Here is a 17,919-nt window from a genome sequence, read left to right as displayed (position 1 = left end):
GTGCCGGCCATGAGGTCATTTAGTGCTCTGGCTTCATGCGCCGCGTTTTCCTGGTTCCTTCGCGTTATCCGGCAGCTGCGCGTAGGCATCCTTGGCAGCTTCGAGAAGGAAATCGGCAGGCCACAGTTCTTGCAGTTCTGCAGGGAACGCAATGTCCTTGATTGCCGCACCGTTCCCATGAGCCGAACCCAGGGTCGCGGCGAGCAGCTCGAAGCAGTGCATTTGCCGAACGACGAATTCCCGGTCGACGGGCTCTCCATGGCCTGGAACAATGACGTCTCCCGGCTGGATGCGCGCTAGCAGGGATTGGAGCACCACAGGCCACTTCATCGGATAGGCGCCCGAGCCGAACATCGGTGGACCAGACTGCTCGATGATGTCGCCAAGGAACCATGCCTTGGCATCAGGAATATGGATCGCAAGGTCGGTGTCGGTATGCCCGGCACCCAGCGGGATCAGTTCAACTTCCCGTCCGCCTAGATTTGCCGTGCAGGGTTCGGCCAGCAAGTGGCTAGGCGGCGTCAGCGTTACACCGCCCCAATTCATTTCAGGTTCGAGTTCCGGCGAGCGCTGCACCATTTCAAGCCGGGGCTTCTCGAACTGCTCGAAGTGCGCGGGGATCCGGTGATGGCCGTAAATCGGGATTCCCCGCTGGGCAAAGAGCTGGTTGCCGAAGGTGTGGTCATAATGCGCGTGGGTGTTGATCACGGCAACGATCGGCAGTCCGAATTGCGTTGTGGCTTCGTCAAGGATTTCTTGTGCTTCGGGTGCGTTGTTGCGGGTATCGATGATCGCCACGCCTTGCCCGCCGAGCACCGCTCCCACGGTAATATCCAACGGATCATATCTGCGCTGGAATACTCCCTCGGCAACGTGCTTCCAGGGTCCTTCAGCCATCTTTTCCCCTCCCGCCAGCCTTGCTTGGGCTATAGCCCCGCCTTCAGCAGCTGCTTCCAGCGCTGCGGCATGGGTGCCTCGATCACCAGTTCCTGGCCATCGGGCTTGGGAATCACCAGCTTAGTCGCATGCAGGAACAGCCCGCGACCCCCAAGCTGTTCGACGCGGCGGTTGAACTTCGCGAAGCCATACCGGTCGTCTCCTGCAATCGGATGGCCTTCGCTTTGCAGGTGGACCCGGATCTGGTGCTTGCGTCCGGTCATCAGCTGCACATCCAGAATGGTGGCGCGCTGGCCTACGCGCTGCTTCACGGTGACATGGGTTTCGGCTCGCTGCCCGTTCGGATCAACCACGACCTTGTCGGCACGGCGCAGCAGCGGCGAGTGGATCGATTCGGTCTTGTAGCTCCAATGCCCTGCAACGAGCGCAAGGTAGTGGCGTTCTATCTCCTCTTCGCTCTCCCGAAGCATCTCATGCAGATAGCGCAGCATGCTCGGGGTCTTCGCCAACACCAGCAGCCCGGAAGTATCGCGATCCAGCCGGTGGCTCAATTCCAGGTCCGGCAGCTCGGGGCGCAACTGGCGGAAAGCTTCGATAACCCCCGCAGGAACATCGGTTCCCCGGTGCACGGCGACGCCGGCAGGCTTGTCAATCACCAGGACGTCTTGGTCTTCGTGCAGTACGCAGTTGCGTAGCCGCTTGAGCAAGGGTGCCGGGACACCGAAGGCTGGTGCCACGCCCTGTTCTGCATATAGCGCCGGCAGCGTGATCTGGTCGTTTACGGCTAGCCGGTAGCCTTCCTGGACTTTCTTGCCGTTGACACGCAGTTGCCCTTTGCGCATCAGCCGGAAAAGCTGCCCGGCGGGCATCGTCTTGAGCTGGACCCGGAGGAACTTCTCGATCCGCCGGCCAGCATGCCCGCCGTCGACAAGGATGGTGCGTGTCTTGGAATCAGACCGCTGTTCTGACGCTGGCTGCTGGAGGACTCCAGACAAGAATTATCACTCCGTTTATAAGGCCACATCCAGTGGTGGATCATGGCGTCACCGCTTTCGACGAGTCATTTGCGAGGGACTTCCGGGAGCTGCCGCCCCGAATTGGCCAACTTTCATGGTACCCCGATGCCGTGAGCCGGTACGAGCAAAGGCGCTGTTATGAGGACTGAACTCACACCTCGCCCGGCGCTCATCGAGCCATAGCGTTCGCTCGGCGAACCAATGAACAGCCCTGGCCCTCGCGTTGCAGCAAGGGTGCAACGGGTGAAGGTACCGCACCTCCAGAACCTGCCGGGCTCTTCGAAGCCCCGGACCTGTTTTCAGCCCAGGAGTCGCTTGCCACCATCTCCATGACTAGGCTGGGTTCATGGCCACAGTAATCCTTGTGCGGCACGGACGCACTACCGCCAACGCCACCGGCGTACTGGCCGGACGCACCCCCTCAGTATTCCTCGACCAAACCGGCGAAGAACAGGCGATTCGTACCGCCGAACGCCTAGCAGCGCTCCCCTTGGCTGGCGTTGTCTCAAGCCCGCTGGAACGCTGTGTGCAGACGGCGGAGTTCGCCATGCAACGGCAAAGCCCAGCGGCGCATTTGCTAATTGAACCCGAACTCTCGGAATGCGACTACGGCCAGTGGCAAGGCCGCACGCTGCAGGACTTGGCCGCCGAAGACCTCTGGAAAACAGTGCAGTCAGCTCCGTCCTCGGTGACCTTCCCGGATGGCGAATCCATGGCCGGAATGCAATCCCGGGCAGTAGCAGCCATCAGGCGCCATGACGCGGCCATCGAGGCCGAACATGGTGCCGGAGCAGTATGGGCAGCCTTCAGCCATGGCGATATCATCAAATCGATACTGGCTGACGCGCTGGGAATGCATTTGGATCTGTTCCAGCGACTGAATGTGGGCCCGGCTTCCGCATCAATTGTGCACTACGGGACCGGTGCGCCTCGCGTGTATTCCATCAACACCGACGCCGGAGACCTCTCCTGGCTAGCCCCAGGAATCAAGACAACCGACGCCCCAGTCGGCGGCGGAGCAGGACACTAAGGAGAGCGAAATGACGGCAACAGTCAACGAATTCAATTGGCCAGACCGCATTGTCATTGGCACCATCGGCGAGCCCGGGTCCCGCACCTTCTACCTCCAGGCAAGAGCCGGCAAGGAACTGTCCAGCATCGCCTTGGAAAAACAGCAAGCCGCGGTGGTTGCCGAGATGATTGACGAGATTCTCGATCAGCTCTCCACCGTCAAGGGCAACCCCTTCAGCGTTCCCGAACATACTCCGGTGGAACTGGTTGACAACGATCCGCTGGAAGAAGTCAACGAGTCCTTCCGGGTGGGTTCCATGAATCTCGGATGGGATGCCACCGTAGCGCAGGTAGTTCTGGAAGCCTTCTCCTTGAACGAAGAAGATGAAGCCGACTTTGATCCAGATGGACCGGGCGCGCTCCTGCGCGTGCGCATGCCCGTAGGCACTGCACGCGCTTTCGCCATGCGCACCCACGAGATCGTGGCTGCTGGGCGGCCTATGTGCGCCAACTGCGGTTATCCGATTGATCCGGATGGGCACACTTGCAAAGATGAGAACGGCGAATGAGCTCTCCCGATCTGCTGACCGCGCAGCTGGAACTCACCGGCCGCATCACCACCGCCTCCAACGCAACTTTCCTGGGCAGCATCGGCGAGAACAGCGTGGTCTACAAGCCCATTGCTGGCGAGAAACCCCTCTGGGATTTTCCCCAAGGCACCCTCGCATACCGCGAAGTTGCCGCCTTCCTCGTATCTGAAGCCCTGGGCTGGAACCTCGTCCCGCGCACTTGGCTGCGCGAAGGGCAGTTTGGCGAAGGCATGGTGCAGCTATGGCAAGAAGTTGATCGAGGACAGCACCCAGTAGACATCGTAGCCGCGGACATGGTGCCAGCTGGCGGTTGGAAGACCATTCTGCATGGGCAGGATGAATCGGGGCGGCAGATGACGTTGATCCACGAGGATACACCTGCGCTGCGGCGCATGGCGGTCTTCGATGCACTGGTCAACAACGCAGACCGCAAGGGCGACCACGTTCTAGCCATGCCCGGTGGCCACCGCTACGGAGTCGATCATGGGCTCTGCTTCAACGCAGAGCACAAGCTGCGCACCGTGCTTTGGGGTTGGGTTGGCCAACCGCTGGGTGAAGAAGAACTGGCCGGCCTCCGGACGGTCAGCGAAGCCCTGCACGCAGAACTTGGCCAAGAACTGACCAACCTGCTAGACGATGAAGAAATCGCGGCGCTCGCCGAGCGCTGCGCTACCCTGTGCAGCGAAGGGCACTTCCCTGCTCATAGGGGGCAGATGCCCGCCGTGCCCTGGCCGCTCTTCTAGAACTCCGATTCCTATTGACCCCAGGACGGCAGGCAAGCCATCCTTGGATTCTGATAGCAAAGGCAGGTCGCGCATGGGAACGGTTGAAGCCAACGGTGTGGAGCTCGGTGCCGAATCCTTCGGCAGCAAAAGTGATCCATTGGTTCTCCTCATCGGCGGAACCACCATGCTTGCTTGGCCAGATGCCCTGTGCCAGGCTCTGGCCGCTGGGGGGCGCCATGTGGTTCGCTACGACCTGCGGGATTGCGGTGAATCAACGGCCGGGAACCCGATGAAACCCGATTACAACCTGCGCGATCTGGCCTCGGATGCCGCAGCGCTGGCCAGATTACTGGATAACCGTCCAGCGCATGTAGCCGGTATCGGAGTCAGCGGCATGATCGCGCAGATTGCGGCGCTGGATCATCCCAAATCATTTGGCGCCCTGACGCTGATAGGCACACGACCAGTAGCTCCCGGTCCGGTAGACAAAGATTTGCCAGATCATGACCAGGCAACCATGGGCAAGCTGTTGTCCCGCCCTATGCCGGATTGGGCAGACCGCGCGGCCGTTGCCCAATTCTCCGCCGAGGGTTCGCAAATTCTAGGCAATGATCCAGAAGTTGCCATGGACTTGGCCTCCCGCATCTGGGACCGTACGGCCAGCGCAGAGCCCGAAGCCCATCTGGCAAACCAGATCGGGATCGTCTTTTCCAAGCTGGACTGCACTCCGCGCTGGCGCGAGCGGCTGTCCGAGCTCGATATCCCCACCTTGGTGGTTCACGGTGCAAAGGATCCGTTTTTCCCCGTCGGCAACGGCATAGTGCTAGCCGAAGAAATCCCGAACGCTTCCTTGCTCGTCCTTGAAAACGCTTCAACTGCCATTCCGTCTTCGGCGATCTCCGAGGTAGCTTCTTCGATGCTGCTGCTCTAGGAACGTAGCGATGCAATTCCTAGTCACAGGGCAATATAGGCTGTCCCCATGGATAACCGACCTAAGCGAGTCCCAGGCGGAGAACTTCGACCTGCTGAACTAGAGCTGCTGGCCTTGCTCTGCAGCGGCACAGATGCTGAATCAGCAAAGGCTCGACAGCAACTGAAGTTTGCGCGTTGGGGCGGCTACCAGTTCAAAGAATGCGAGTGCTTCTCGATTTCCTTCACAAGCAAACTCGATTGCCAAAGCGTCCGGCATGGTGGTGGCCCATTCTCCACTGTTCTCGTTTCAAAAGATGGCAAGGAGCTGGGGCATCTGGATCTCTGGGTTGTTGCCGGATACCTGCATTCAGTCGATTACATGCCGTTTGAAGACGATCCCGGGCACCTGCCAACGGCGGAGAATTACACGTTGGAATTCAGCTGACGGAACTAGGCTTCAGCACTTGCGGGCAGCCGTTCTCCACTGTCCCGAGGCATGCGTCTTTACTTGCCTGCGGGTCATTTCAACCAGCCTGGTTGCTGCTGATCAGGGCGCCATCACTGGTGGCGATTAGACGCGGAAGGCCGCAAGGATGCCAGTCGTGGAGCACACCGTGGTTCTCGTGCGCTAGCCGCGTGGCATCCTCCGGCTACTACTTCTATGCGCGGCGTGGGATTAGGTCTAGTATTCGAGGCACCTATTCATGCCTTCGAGAGGTTTCTCCATGTCATTTCAAGCCTATCTGGACACCATAGAAATGAAGACCGGGCTCACTGCTCGCCAGTTGATCGAGATCGCCCGTGAGAAAGGCCTTAGCCAAGAAGGGGTCAAAGCAGCAGAGATTCTGGCATGGCTCAAGGAGGACTACCAGCTGGGCCGGGGCCACGGCATGGCGATGGTCCATGTCATTCAAAAGGGACCGACTATCGCTAGCAAGCACGTTGGATCCGGAGGCAAGCACAATGACGAATCAGATGTTCTGTGGCTCGACGGCATCGCAACTAAGCCTTCCAACTGAACCAGCCGAAAGGCAGGGGCTATAGTTCCGGCTCGGAATACTCGGTTCCAGTGTCTTGCCGTTGGTCGCGTACCGCAGTGATAGCGGATGTAGCAAGAGCAATTGCTATCGCGATCCAGAAGCTGCCAAGAGCCTCGGCGAGCGACCGGCCGGAAATCATGCAATAGCACGCAAGGAACAAGGCCAGCCCCAAAATCGAGATGCCAAGGTACACCGAGACTCGTAGCCAGGCTACCTTGGGAAGTTTCCTCATTCGATCTGCCTCCACTTCCCTAGCGCTCGATCCTTTTTCTTCCAACGGAATGTTGAGCTGTGGGGATATACAACATCGACCGTGAAAAATAGCCCGGGCTATCGCCAAGCCCGGTCATAGCCTGCGTAGGATATCGCTTGGGCGTCACCACGCCCGCCCGCGAAGGTCGACTTCACCTTCTGGCCAGGAAGCAAGCTGGGACTCGATGGGCAAAATAAGCAGAGGTTGGCCCGGCGGGTCGTAAATTGCGTGGCCTCCACGGCTAATCGAACGCTCGGCAGCGGAAATCCGAGTCCATCCGCACGAGCTGTAGAAAGCGGCCACCTCCTCGCGACAACCGAGATAGCCGAACGCAATACCGCCGGCATCAACCATCGATGAAGCCACGAGATTCATCAGGATCCCGCCTAGGCCGCGGCCCCGCGCGCGCTCGGAAACCAACACTCCACCCACACCTGCAACGACAAGGTCGCGGCCTCCCACACCGATCGTGCGTCGCGCCCACCCGACATGGCCGACAACCTCGCCTTTGCACCGGGCCATGATGTGGAAATCATGCGGGGCATAGCCATATGGCAGATCCGGATCCCAGATGCCGGCATCCCGCAGGTACTCGGCATCGAACAGTCTGCGAAGCTCCGCGGCATCTTGCTCTGCCAGTTCTGCGTGCGCAACAATCTCCAGCGCAGTTTCAAGTATCGTGGCTTCGCTCGAATCGTCTGCTCGCGTCAACGACAGGCCTCCTTTTGGATTCCGGTAACTGCTTCAAGTATCAGGGGTATGCGTGGGATATGGATTACTGTCTCCTGCCATATTTCCCTTGCCAGTATCCCGCACCTTCCGAGCTTCCGGGATGGCTGAGTCCAACGAAAAAGAGCCGGACCCGCACCAACGTGCGGATCCTGCCCTCTGTCTGGCGCAGCTCATCCAGTAATCAGCGTGGAACGCGACTATGCATTATCCCTGGACTCCACGAGGTTCCGGCACAGGCCAGCCTCTGCTCTCGCGACCTGCAATCAGACGAGCGGCGCGACCAGCGGCACCCGCACGAGCGAGTTCGCAGGCATCCGATCAGGCGTGATCACTTCAGCCAGTCGCCGAGTCCGTACTGGCCGGGGACGCCGAGGTTCTCGCGCAACGTGGAGCCCACGTAGTCCTCGGGATAGAGGCCGCGTTCGCGCAGGATCGGCACGACCTCGTCGACGAACGCGTCAACGCCGTCCTCATAGACATCGGGCGACAGCCAGAAGCCGTCGGCAGCACCGGCCTCGAACCATTCCTGCAGGTGATCGGCGTGCACCGTTCCCGGCCCCACGGTCACGGGATGGTAGTCGATCACGCCGTGCGCGAGGATGTCGCGCGGCGACCACCCCTCGCGCGCCACCTTGAGCGCGATCCCGGAGCGCGGGTCCTGCGGCGAGGCGTGAGCGCTGGCCAGCTGTTCGGGCGTGAGCGGCTTGTCGATGCGCTCGGACAGGATCGGCACACCGATCATCGCGCTGAGGTGCGGCAGGCGCGCCTCCATGACCTCGCCTGACATCGACAGGCGCCGGTCGAGCCCTTCGCGCACCGTTGGGGACACTGTGGTCATGATGCCGACGATGAACTTCACGTCGTCGGGGTTGCGGCCAGCTTCCTCGGCGGCCCGGCGCAGCGCCCTGCGCGCAGCGCGAGCCTCGTCGATCGTCCACACCTCCGTGATGAAGCCGCTCGCATAGCGCCCCGCCAGCTCGAGCAGATGCGGGCTCGGTCCTCCCGAGGTGAAGACGACGGGCTGCCCTTGCTCCGACGGCGGCAACGCGAGCGGCCCGCGGGATGCGACGTACTCGCCGCTGAGGTTGATCGGCTGCAGCTTCGCGGGGTCGATGAAGCGGCCCGATTCCTGGTCCTTGATCCAGGCATCCATCTCCCAGCTGCCCCAGAGCGACTGCACGATCTGGATCGATTCATGGGCGCGCTGGTATCGCTCGGCCCGGTCCGCGACGGGCTTGCCGTAGTTCGACGCGACGAGCTGGTCGCTCGTCGTGACGGCGTTCCAGCCGGCGCGGCCACGGCTCATGATGTCCAGCGTCTTGAACTGCCGGGCCGTGTTGAACGGTTCCTGGAACGTTGTGGACCCCGTGAGCACGAAACCGATGTTGTTCGTCGCTTGCGAGATCGCGGCCGCCTCCATGAGCGGATCCATGATGTTGCTGACGGTCGAATGCTCCAGGCTGCCCCGCACGGCCGGGAAGTCGGGCGTGAATACGAACGAGAAGCCACCGCGCTCGGCGGCTTGGGCGTAGCGAATGTTCGCCTCGACCTTCGAGTAGTTTCCGGGGTCGACGTGCGGTGCCCGCCAGGCACCGGGCAGGGTGCCGTAGCCGTCAGTCAGCGCCAAGCGGAGAATCATCTTGCGTTGTTCCTTGTCCATGGAACCATCATCGAACATTGACATCCATGTAAAGGTCAAATTACCGTGCCTGCAGGTCCGCGGACTCTGGAGTCAAGGCCGACTGCGCGCAGCCTGCGGGCGGATTCGATGAGGGCTGCCGTGGCCGGGAGGCGGTTCCGACCCGTATCCTTGACATGGATGTGAAGGAGAACGGGAATGCGGATCGGCGAGCTGGCCAATCGAACGGGGGTGCCCACGCGCATGCTCCGGTACTACGAGGAGCAGGGACTCATCACGCCGCTACGGCTGGAGAACGGGTACCGCGACTACGACGAGTATCTCGTGGAGCGCGTGCTGAAGATCCGCAGGCTGCTCGACTCAGGGGTCCCCACCCGGATCATCCGCGACATGCTGCCGTGCCTGAACGACATTGGCAGCACGATCGTTGCCGATCCCGATCCCGAACTGCGCGCGATGCTCGTCGAACAGCGCGACAAGCTGGCCGAGCGCATCGTCCTGCTCCAGCAGAACCGCGACGCGCTGACGCGATACATCGACGCGATGGATCGCGTCCTCTGCGGGGCATGATCGGCAGGTCAGCTCCTTGCGCGCCGCGGGCAGTGGCCGCAGGGAGCTCAGGCCGATACTTGAGTGCCCATGAACTCAACAGGTCCCTAATCGCGCTTCGGGGCTCCACCCAAGTAAGAGCTCTAGAGCGCACGGCGGAGTCCGACCGGAATGCCTCGCGGATCCGGCTCCCAGACAGTCGGTTAGATCGCCGTAACGCGGGGCCTGGTGCCTTAGCCTGCTTGCGGCGTTGCCCCATAAGGGAAATGGCCCATGCACCTTGAACGGCATCGCTAATGTGGAGGAGCTTTCCTTCCGGCGCTACTTCGTGATGAATCAAGGGCACGATGCAAAAAATCGCCCCCGGCTCCAAGAGAATCCGAGGGCGATTGAGACATGAGAATTGCACGTTGAAGCGGAACTCCACCGAGTTCCGGCACTACCAACCGCTGGGTGCCGAAACGGTGCCACGAATCAATCCACCGACCACCTGGCACCTCGCGGGCACCAGCCCAGGTCGAGCACAGAGTTGTGCCGTCTGCGATCGAAGCATAAAATGAACAGAAATTCATTGAAAGGATCTTCGTGCCGCGGACGACGGAACAGAATGAAGCGTTGCGTTCAGCCACACGCGCTGCTGTGGAGACGGCCGCCGTCCGGGTCTTCGCGCACCGTGGTTTCGCGGCCACGAACATGCGTCAGATCGCCGTCGAGGCGGGGATCAGCACTGGGTCGATCTACCGGCACTATGCGAGCAAGGAAGAACTGTTCGATGAACTAATCGATCAGGCCTCACGCGGGCTCGAGGCTGTCGCCGTTCAGCTCTCGACCGAAGGGGATCCGCTCTCCATGATCCGATCCTTCACCGAGGTATACGTGGCAGACCTCGCAGCGAACAACGGCGCGGCCGAGTTCTACATGGTGATCAACCAGGGCTTCTCGACGGACACTCCTGAGGGGACTGCGGCGCGACTGGCCGCAACGCAGGGGACGCTCTGGCGGGCCTTCACCTTGCTCATCGGTCGAGGCCAGGCCGCAGGCCAAATCACCGCGGGAGACCCAACCCGAATGACTTCTCACTACTTCGCCATGCTTGCCGGTATAACGACGATGCACGTTGCTCTTCGGGAGGGATTTGCGGAGCCCGATGTCGAGCTGATCCTACGAATGTTCACAAGAGGACCCCGATGAAGATCGAAGTCGCGCGCGCAGACGAACTGGGTGAGGGGTATCGGCACAGGATCGCTGAAGTTCTCACGCAAGGGTTCGCCGAGGATTTCGCGTTCTTCTCCAAGGACCCCAGTGTGCTTGCCGACGCGTTCGCCCCGATGCTCATCCTGGAGCGCTTCCACGTCGCGCTCGTCGACGGCGAGCCCGCCGCGGTCGCGGTCGTCACCGAAGGCGAGCAGGAGTGCTTCGAGCCGGATCGGCGCGAGCTCCAGCGCGTGCTCGGTCCAATACACGGCATGATCAGCTATCGGATCATCCGCAGTCAATTCATGGGGGCCTATGGCGGTGCCCGCACCGGTCTGACGGAGATTGCGTTCGTCACGACAGCGCCGCAGCATCAGGGCAAAGGCGTAGCCACTGCGCTGATGCGCCGACTCCTGGAACTGCCCTCCGACGAGTTCGTGCTGCGCGACATCAAGGACACCAACACCCCCGCCCTCGGGCTGTACGCCAAGCTCGGCTTCACCGAAACACAGCGGCGACGCATCAAGTTCGCGAAGCGAGCGGGGTTCTCCGCGTATGTCTCCATGGGGCTCAACCGCGCTCAGGCTGATGCTTGAGGGCCCATTCACTCAACAGGTCCCTAGTCGCACTTCGGAGCTCTCTCAAGTAAGGGCTTTAGAGCGCAGGGCGGAGTCCGACCGGATTGCCGCGCGGATCCGGCTCCCAGACAGTCGGTTAGATCGCCGTAACGCGGGGCCTGGTGCCTTAGCCTGCTTGCGGCGTTGCCCCATAAGGGGAATGGCCCATGCACCTTGAACGGCATCGCTAATTTGGAGGAGCTTTCCTTCAGGCGCTACTTCGTGATGAATCAAGGGCACGATGCAAAAAATCGCCCCCGGTTCCAAAAGAAACCGAGGGCGATTGAGACATGAAATTAAACGTTGATGCGGAACTCCACCGTAGTCCGGTACAGACAAACCTCTTGCGCGTCACCTGAACGGGGATCGCAATACGCGGCGCTCAGCGCATCCGCGAGTCGAATCAATTCTCCGAGGGATAGAGGCCAACCGGCTTCCTCAGCCGACGCTCGGGCTCCTACCATGGACCCTGCCTCGCACTACGACTCCACCCGATAGCAACAGTATTCGGAGAGCGGCCGACTCAGACGGTATACCGGAGCTCCACCCCGCGTCCACAAATACCGGCCTCTAGTCACACATCAGTCATTTTCAAGTTCCAGAGAATTGTGTTCTATCGCCACTCGCACACGTGAACGTCCTTGCGCCTTAAAGCCGCCGCAAAAGTGCTCGGACTCTGGATACATTTTTGAAAAGGTTTCCAGGGTACGTATTTTCAGGAAAATGATCCTCAAAGTCTGCCACGAGTTTCGTGGCCTGAGAAGGCACAGCATCTAACACGGGCACGAGTTCCGATACAGGATTCGAAAGGAACGCCCTACCCAGGTTTTGCATAATCAGATGAGCAATCACCCTTCGTCCGTGAACGGCAATACCAGCGGTGATTCCGTCTGATGCGTCGACATAGTCATCCAACGCATCATCGACAGCTGCAACAATTTGCACAGCCCTACTTAGACGCAGTGGATCCGTTGAGGGGTTAAACAGTGCAGAATATGTATCCGTGAACAGCCTAGACACCTCACGTTTTGCTGTGACTGCGTGAGATAAATCTGAAGAGGCACAGGCCAAGGCAATCGCGGCGTCTCGGACACGAATAATGTCCTTGGGGTTGGCGCTCTTAGGGACTTCGGCGGCGCGCAGCAGGTACTCAAACCCAAGAACATGAAGCTCCTGCACAAGCCGGCCTTGTTCGGGATCCAGAAACGCGAAATCTTGAGAACTGACCTGGTTCTGAGTATTGGCGAATCTCGTGATCGATGCCCCGAGGGTCTCCTCCTCCGCTGGAACCTCGATACAACGAATCATCACAAATGCGCGCCCCAAGTTCTCCATATAAGGCCCGCTCGCGAGCTTTCCAAGCGTCGAAACTGTCTGGGCCCCGTTGACAATACTTGCATTCTTAAGCTTAAAGTAACCAACCTCACGCGATAGTCCACCGATCGGACCAATTGAAATGGAGTCAGCCAGCATTGTCAGTCCATTGTTAAAATAGAAGAAGTCCTCTGGGGAATCCTGAATCGTCTCCTTGATGCCATCGTTAATCTCAGACCGCGGAATCACGACTCGGATATTCTCGGCGAATAGGTCAGCTCCATGCTGAACATACCAGTTAGCAACTTCGGCAGCGCTTACCCTGCCGTAGTAGACACGTTGAGGCTCAGTAAGCCTGCCCCAGTCGAGAATCTGAAGGTCCACGCTAACTTCTTCATCTGCTCGAACTGAGATAGATCTGAACAGTTCGGCTTGCCCTAAGTGAACATGAATCGCTAGAGGTTCAACTTCCTGAAGGTCGTTCAGTTGCTCTAGCATCACATTGAGTGGCTGCAAGACTGCATTATCCAGCGCATGCGCGGCTGTTGTGACAGTCACTAGACGGATCTTTGCGCCTGGAGTTCGCAGCACTGTTTGCAGGGATTCCCGAGTTTCCTGAGAGGCCGTAGCTGGCTCGCCAGTGACACGCATTCCAAGCAAGGAACGGGCCCCGTCCAGAAACTTGAGCATTCCGTCCAGTCCCATCGAGCCTGTGCCGTCTGCGCGCCATTTGGCCTGAACCAGAACAACTACGTTGGAGACAGGATCTATCCCCACAGCGTCAATCCCTCGGTCGCCGCCCCCATCAACAATCTCAAGCTTTTGTGATCCGTCAGCGCCTTCACCAATGTTCATCTTGAGGGCGTGAAATGCGAGCAAACGAGAAAGGTTGTTTACATCTGTCAGCTTGGGATCCCAATGATCCTGCTCATAGAGTCCTCGAAGATGACTCTCAATCTGATGTACGTGAAACAAACTCATGGTGGCACCTTTGCGTTGTAAAAATTCAAATCCATGGTGGGGTCAGCAGCAAAGCAGCATCTAGCTGGGAAAGAGGGTTACGCTGGTGCGAACGAAAGCAGAGACGCAAAAGGCCCGGAACAGTACAACTCTCCCTACGCAACCCTACTCATTTCATAGTGGTAAATACATTTCCGTGATGCCCTCGCCAGATTGTCCGCAGTGAACTGATCAAGATTCTGAGACACAATCTCTGATTTTTCCTGAATGCTCTCAAGCCGCAACAGCCTGAGAGCTCAACCCGCCATGGACCGTATGCGGAAGCCTCCGGTTGTTCTATGCCTCGATGTTTTCCGTTACCGCGGGCCGGGCCGTCAAATGGCCGGTGAACGCCCTACGATGGAACAACGCATTCTTAACCATCGAAAATGCAGACTCGTCTACGGCGTTATCCCAACATTCCCAATTCAGCTCTTGGATTGCACGGTACCAAGCGCCTGCAAAATATCTTTCCGGCCCCAGACGGCGTACTGCCGCCCGTGATCTACATGTGCCAAAGCCCTGGAGCCTTCGTGTAGCTTTTCCGAGCCTCCGCGCAGTATCCCGTCGCTCATCGATCCGCTGGCGTTGGTCTCTATTCTTAATGCAACTACAATCCGAAATAAAACGCGAAAACGCCCCCGATTTCTTTAAGAAACCGAGGGCGTTCGGGCTAAGCAGGATTAGACGTTGAATCGGAACTCCACCGCGTTTCGACACATACGACCATCTGACGTAAACACTCACCGCTATCTTGTTACTCGTCAGATCCGCCGAATCTAGAAATCCAGACCGAGGTCGATGCTGATCCATCGCTTGATCTCACGATTGATCGAAGTATCGATATCGAAGATGTCAAACTCCTTGTACAGACGGTGGACCACGTCTGAGGGGACACGCGGCAACCGTTTTTCCTTCAAGAGCAACGTTCGCTTACCTCGGCCCATTAGATAGCCCAGTTCCAGCGACACATTCGGGTTAAAGTCGCGCTGCTCGACATCCTCAAACACCGCGATGCCGTACTGACAGCCGGTTAAATACACCTCGATGTTGGACCACAGCTCCCCGGTATAGTCCCTGTCGTCGGCTCGCACAGCAGTCATTCCCAACTCCGCGAGTGCGGCTTTAACCGACTCGTAGATCTGGTTCATCTGTACAGTGTCGGCGAAGCGCATCATGACGAAGACATTGCGGCTCGGCTCTGGGTGGTCTTCTAGAAAGCGGCGGAGGTCGCCTTCAAGGTGTCGAACATGGCTGATATCGCCGAGCTTGCCGAGCGTATTCATGGTCTCCATTTCGTGTGCGTGCTCTGCCGAGACTCGCCGCACGACGCCAGATCGCTGGGGGCTGCCGGGGAGCGGCAACGAAACCACCGCCGCAACTGGCCAACCCTGTTGGTTCTGGAGTAAGTCGACCATAGCTGAGAGCGGATAACGGTCGTTCGGGCGGTCCAGCCAGATAACCTGAGGCATACCTGTGGCCGGACTAATCCCAACCAAGATCTGCGAATTGTCGCGTATGGCAATGAACGAGAACTGTCGATAAAACGGGGAGGCATGAGGCGGCAGCCCGCGAGAAGCCAATTCGTCCTTCAAAGCGTCGCCGAACTCATCGACGACTGCTTGGCATATCTTCTGCTCCGGTTCCGGCAGCTCGTTTCCGCCCATGAATGCGCCCGGCCAGTTCAACCCCATAGTGATTCCTTTCATACGAGAGCAGGTCTATATGGATCTTAGCCACGTCCACCGACAACGAAAGACGCGTGCAGACAGCGGAAGGCATATCTGGACCTGCTGCTAGACGTTAAATCGGAACGTTCGACCCCTTTGCCCGCAGGGAACCAAGCAGTAAAGCCCCTGGCCAGGACGTCTTCCTACACGTTAAATCTAAACTCCACCGAGCGCCGGCACGATGCAAGCTTAGAGATCGCCATCGATACCGATGCTGCCAAGTCGCGCGCCAAAGCCAGCACAGAGAACGTGGGCATCGCTCAGCTTCATCCACCAGCACGTCCAGCTGACCGGTTGCCCGCCGTCAGATGCATCGTTCTCACCGCACTTCCACCTAACTTGAACGTCCGAGTCCACCAGCTCAAGTTGAAAGAAGTGCCGTTCGTGCACCTCAGGCTTCGCAGGCCACATGTCGTACGACTCGACGCCCAGCGAGCGAACGATCCTGGCTGCGAGGCCGGTCTCTTCCCCCACCTCGCGCACGACGGCATGCGCAGGCGACTCGCCCTCGGCGATTGACCCAGCGGGCACCTGCACACCAGTGACTTCCACCGGGTAATCGTCGTGTGTGAACACGAGCAGGTTTCCGTCGTGGACGACGTACCCGACTGCCTTTTTGACCGAACGTCTACTCATGCTCACGATGGTACAGCTTGTTGTACGGCAGACCACACCGTGCGTTTGAATCCCCTAGATTTGGGGGCAGCCTTTGTTCTCGACTTCCGATTTACCCGACGATACGCGTTGGACTCTGAGATCAGGCCAGCGAGAGTGGGATCACTTCATTCACCTGCTAGGCGAAGCACTGTCGGAGAATCTCAGACATTCGGCTTTCGATGCAGCGGGCGTTCCAGGGAAAAACGACACGAGCCAGCATCCATTCGGGACTATTGGACGTCTTCAAGAACTCATGACCATGAATCATGTGACTCCGGAACAAACGGAGCGGGCTGTCACGCCTCGCAAGTTGGTGAGGTCGGCTCGCCAGAAACCGGCGCACGCGCTACGCAAGAACGTCACTGACCGCACTCTAGTTCGGAAGTAGGTGGATCTGCTCCGATTCGTAAATGAAGTTCTGGTCAACATACGACAGTGGCTATCGAGTCATCCTAAGAATATGGACTGGGAAGAAAACTGGCCGGACGCTAACGACTACTTCCTCTGACGCCCTCAGCCAGCGATCAACGCCGATCTTTGGCACAGACATGGCACACAGGGCAGTTTGACACATTTATTTTGTGTCAAACTCCCCTCAAAGAAGCGCGGGATTGCGCGCAACTACACGTTGAAGCGGAGCTCAACCACGTCGCCGTCCTTACCAACCTCTCAGTACCCGGCGAATCCCCGAAGCGTCGATCCTCTCCTGGCCCAGCGAACACCAAACTCGCCGAGCAATTAGGCAACCCAGGTTGACATCCGGCCAATTAGCAACATAGGTTGACGACATGGAGTCTCCGCGGATCGCAGTAGAAGCAGCCGATACCAGCGACCCGAAAGCAGGATTGCGGGCCGTAGCGTCCTTGCGCGTGCTTGCGGACACCTTGGAACTTCGGCAGGTCGAGGCCGCGTTGCGTTCGGGCATGAGTTGGCAGGAGATCGCCGACGCGCTCGGAGTGACGCGACAAGCTGCCCACAAGAAGCACTCCAAAAGAATTGACCCCGCGATCTCGACACCTAGGAGGAACAGATGAACAAACTCGTCCGCGCCGCTCAGACCAGCCAATCGCTTTCCCTGGCCGCCATGGAGGAAGCATCACGGCTCGGGCTCCGCGAAGCCGACATCGACCACCTGTTCCTCGCATTGGTCATCAACGACCAGTCTGCCGGCCGCGCACTGCGCGAGCTGGGTATCGACATTGACAGCGCACGTCTCGCCGTCGAGGACCAACGTGATGCACAGCTGGCTTCACTCGGCATCGAGGCGTCGTTCCCCGAGGCCGGGCGCATCGTGTTCCATGAGACGGATGGGTACGAGTGGACTCGTCCCGCTCGGGACCTCATCGCGAAATCCAGCAGCAAAGGCAAGTCGGGCGACGCTGCCGCCGTTCTCCGGGAACTCGTCGTAGAGCCCAGCGGCCTGATCACGGATATCCTCGGCCGCCTTGGCACAACATCCGATGCGCTCATCGAACGCCTCGATCGGGCCGACTCGCCCTCTATGAAGTCCATGCCCTTTGCAGCGAAAGTGAAGGGGCGGACCACGGGAACGATTGAGACTTTCGTATCCGCACCACTGGACGAAGTGTGGGCGTTCCTCACAGATCCCGCACGTATCCCCGAGTGGGAACCGAGCATCGGCACCCTCGACCAGACCGGGCAAGAAGCGATGCCGGGTACGGTCTGGGAGGGCTCGGCACCCGCAATCTATCCAGACGGCAAACCTGTGAAGATCAAGCCTCAGTTTCGTCGACGCAGTGTTGAGCTCATCGCAATTCACCAACCGGACAGGATCGCATGGAGCTTTGGCTATCCCGACGTCGCGCAGGGTAATTCGATTCTGACTGAATTCACCTTGGCGAACGCGACCGGTGGCACACAGCTGCGGATCAGCAGGTCCTGGTCGCGACGCCAAGGGTGGCGAGGACTTGTCGCATGGCCGCTGCGTCCAGTCCAGAAGTTCCTGGTGTGGATCACCCTGTTCCAGACCGGCAGCGCGATCAGCCGAACATTTCGCTAGTCCCAGGCACGGCGACTCGCCTGC

18 protein-coding genes are annotated in these 17,919 nt (G+C 59.2%); 11 read left to right on the top strand and 7 right to left on the bottom strand.

Going from position 1 to position 17,919, the window contains the following annotated elements; genetic code table 11:
• Nucleotides 1–33 precede the first annotated feature (33 nt).
• Both M2368_RS01275 and M2368_RS01270 read right to left on the bottom strand, forming a co-directional pair.
• Nucleotides 34–897 carry an MBL fold metallo-hydrolase gene (locus tag M2368_RS01275; RefSeq protein ID WP_133833665.1) on the bottom strand — a complete coding sequence of 288 codons (864 nt, stop codon included), beginning with the start codon at nt 895–897 and terminating at the stop codon, nt 34–36.
• A 29-nt stretch (nt 898–926) separates the two neighbouring features.
• Nucleotides 927–1,892, bottom strand: coding sequence for an RluA family pseudouridine synthase (locus M2368_RS01270; RefSeq protein WP_498723931.1), 966 nt, complete (start codon nt 1,890–1,892; stop codon nt 927–929).
• Nucleotides 1,893–2,259: 367 nt separating this feature from the next.
• Here M2368_RS01270 and M2368_RS01265 point away from each other — a divergent pair, with 367 nt between their 5' ends.
• The 6 genes from M2368_RS01265 to M2368_RS01240 all read left to right on the top strand — a co-directional run bounded on the left by M2368_RS01265 (nt 2,260) and on the right by M2368_RS01240 (nt 6,170).
• Nucleotides 2,260–2,943, top strand: a complete 684-nt coding sequence (locus M2368_RS01265; protein WP_332489180.1) for an MSMEG_4193 family putative phosphomutase — start codon at nt 2,260–2,262, stop codon at nt 2,941–2,943.
• Nucleotides 2,944–2,953: 10 nt separating this feature from the next.
• Complete coding sequence (locus M2368_RS01260; RefSeq protein ID WP_133833662.1) at nt 2,954–3,493, top strand: DUF3090 domain-containing protein; 540 nt, start codon at nt 2,954–2,956, stop codon at nt 3,491–3,493.
• On the top strand, nt 3,490–4,257 hold the full coding sequence (locus M2368_RS01255; protein WP_332489179.1) for an SCO1664 family protein: 768 nt from the start codon (nt 3,490–3,492) through the stop codon (nt 4,255–4,257). The genes M2368_RS01260 and M2368_RS01255 overlap by 4 nt, the downstream gene beginning before the upstream one ends.
• A 73-nt stretch (nt 4,258–4,330) precedes the next feature.
• Entirely contained in the window at nt 4,331–5,170 is an 840-nt protein-coding gene (locus M2368_RS01250) for an alpha/beta fold hydrolase (RefSeq protein WP_332498461.1), read from the top strand.
• Nucleotides 5,171–5,218: 48 nt separating this feature from the next.
• Nucleotides 5,219–5,596, top strand: a complete 378-nt coding sequence (locus M2368_RS01245; RefSeq protein WP_332489177.1) for a hypothetical protein — start codon at nt 5,219–5,221, stop codon at nt 5,594–5,596.
• Nucleotides 5,597–5,876: 280 nt separating this feature from the next.
• Nucleotides 5,877–6,170 (top strand): DUF4287 domain-containing protein, encoded by a 294-nt coding sequence (locus M2368_RS01240; protein WP_332489176.1) that lies wholly within the window; start codon nt 5,877–5,879, stop codon nt 6,168–6,170.
• Between the two features lie 397 nt (nt 6,171–6,567).
• Here the strand turns inward: M2368_RS01240 and M2368_RS01235 are convergent, their stop codons facing one another.
• On the bottom strand, nt 6,568–7,155 hold the full coding sequence (locus M2368_RS01235; RefSeq protein ID WP_332489175.1) for a GNAT family N-acetyltransferase: 588 nt from the start codon (nt 7,153–7,155) through the stop codon (nt 6,568–6,570).
• A 349-nt stretch (nt 7,156–7,504) separates the two neighbouring features.
• Nucleotides 7,505–8,836 carry an NtaA/DmoA family FMN-dependent monooxygenase gene (locus tag M2368_RS01230; protein ID WP_498723930.1) on the bottom strand — a complete coding sequence of 444 codons (1,332 nt, stop codon included), beginning with the start codon at nt 8,834–8,836 and terminating at the stop codon, nt 7,505–7,507.
• Nucleotides 8,837–9,013: 177 nt separating this feature from the next.
• Here M2368_RS01230 and M2368_RS01225 point away from each other — a divergent pair, with 177 nt between their 5' ends.
• The 3 genes from M2368_RS01225 to M2368_RS01215 all read left to right on the top strand — a co-directional run bounded on the left by M2368_RS01225 (nt 9,014) and on the right by M2368_RS01215 (nt 11,154).
• Nucleotides 9,014–9,385, top strand: a complete 372-nt coding sequence (locus M2368_RS01225) for a MerR family transcriptional regulator (RefSeq protein ID WP_498723929.1) — start codon at nt 9,014–9,016, stop codon at nt 9,383–9,385.
• Between the two features lie 594 nt (nt 9,386–9,979).
• Complete coding sequence (locus M2368_RS01220) at nt 9,980–10,555, top strand: TetR/AcrR family transcriptional regulator (protein WP_498723928.1); 576 nt, start codon at nt 9,980–9,982, stop codon at nt 10,553–10,555.
• A complete protein-coding gene (locus M2368_RS01215; RefSeq protein WP_332594886.1) occupies nt 10,552–11,154 on the top strand; it encodes a GNAT family N-acetyltransferase in 603 nt (200 codons plus the stop codon). Before M2368_RS01220 ends, M2368_RS01215 begins: the two co-directional genes overlap by 4 nt.
• 669 nt (nt 11,155–11,823) lie before the next feature.
• On the opposite strand, the gene M2368_RS01210 is transcribed toward M2368_RS01215, so the two are convergent.
• From M2368_RS01210 to M2368_RS01200, 3 genes are all read right to left on the bottom strand, one after another.
• Nucleotides 11,824–13,470: an AIPR family protein gene (locus M2368_RS01210; protein WP_498723927.1), complete on the bottom strand. Its 1,647-nt coding sequence runs from the start codon at nt 13,468–13,470 to the stop codon at nt 11,824–11,826.
• Between the two features lie 797 nt (nt 13,471–14,267).
• Entirely contained in the window at nt 14,268–15,182 is a 915-nt protein-coding gene (locus M2368_RS01205; RefSeq protein WP_498723926.1) for a hypothetical protein, read from the bottom strand.
• 225 nt (nt 15,183–15,407) lie between these two features.
• Entirely contained in the window at nt 15,408–15,854 is a 447-nt protein-coding gene (locus M2368_RS01200; protein WP_105657580.1) for an NUDIX domain-containing protein, read from the bottom strand.
• A gap of 809 nt (nt 15,855–16,663) precedes the next feature.
• Here M2368_RS01200 and M2368_RS01195 point away from each other — a divergent pair.
• Both M2368_RS01195 and M2368_RS01190 read left to right on the top strand, forming a co-directional pair.
• A complete protein-coding gene (locus M2368_RS01195) occupies nt 16,664–16,909 on the top strand; it encodes a hypothetical protein (protein WP_498723925.1) in 246 nt (81 codons plus the stop codon).
• Nucleotides 16,906–17,895, top strand: a complete 990-nt coding sequence (locus M2368_RS01190; protein ID WP_498723924.1) for an SRPBCC family protein — start codon at nt 16,906–16,908, stop codon at nt 17,893–17,895. The genes M2368_RS01195 and M2368_RS01190 overlap by 4 nt, the downstream gene beginning before the upstream one ends.
• The last annotated feature ends 24 nt before the right edge of the window (nt 17,896–17,919 follow it).

It is taken from the genome of Arthrobacter sp. JUb119 (assembly GCF_024807995.1).
In the GTDB taxonomy this organism is placed as follows: Bacteria; Actinomycetota; Actinomycetes; order Actinomycetales; family Micrococcaceae; genus Glutamicibacter.
Note: the sequence above shows the minus strand (reverse complement) of the source record. Positions and strands in the feature narration are given on the sequence as shown.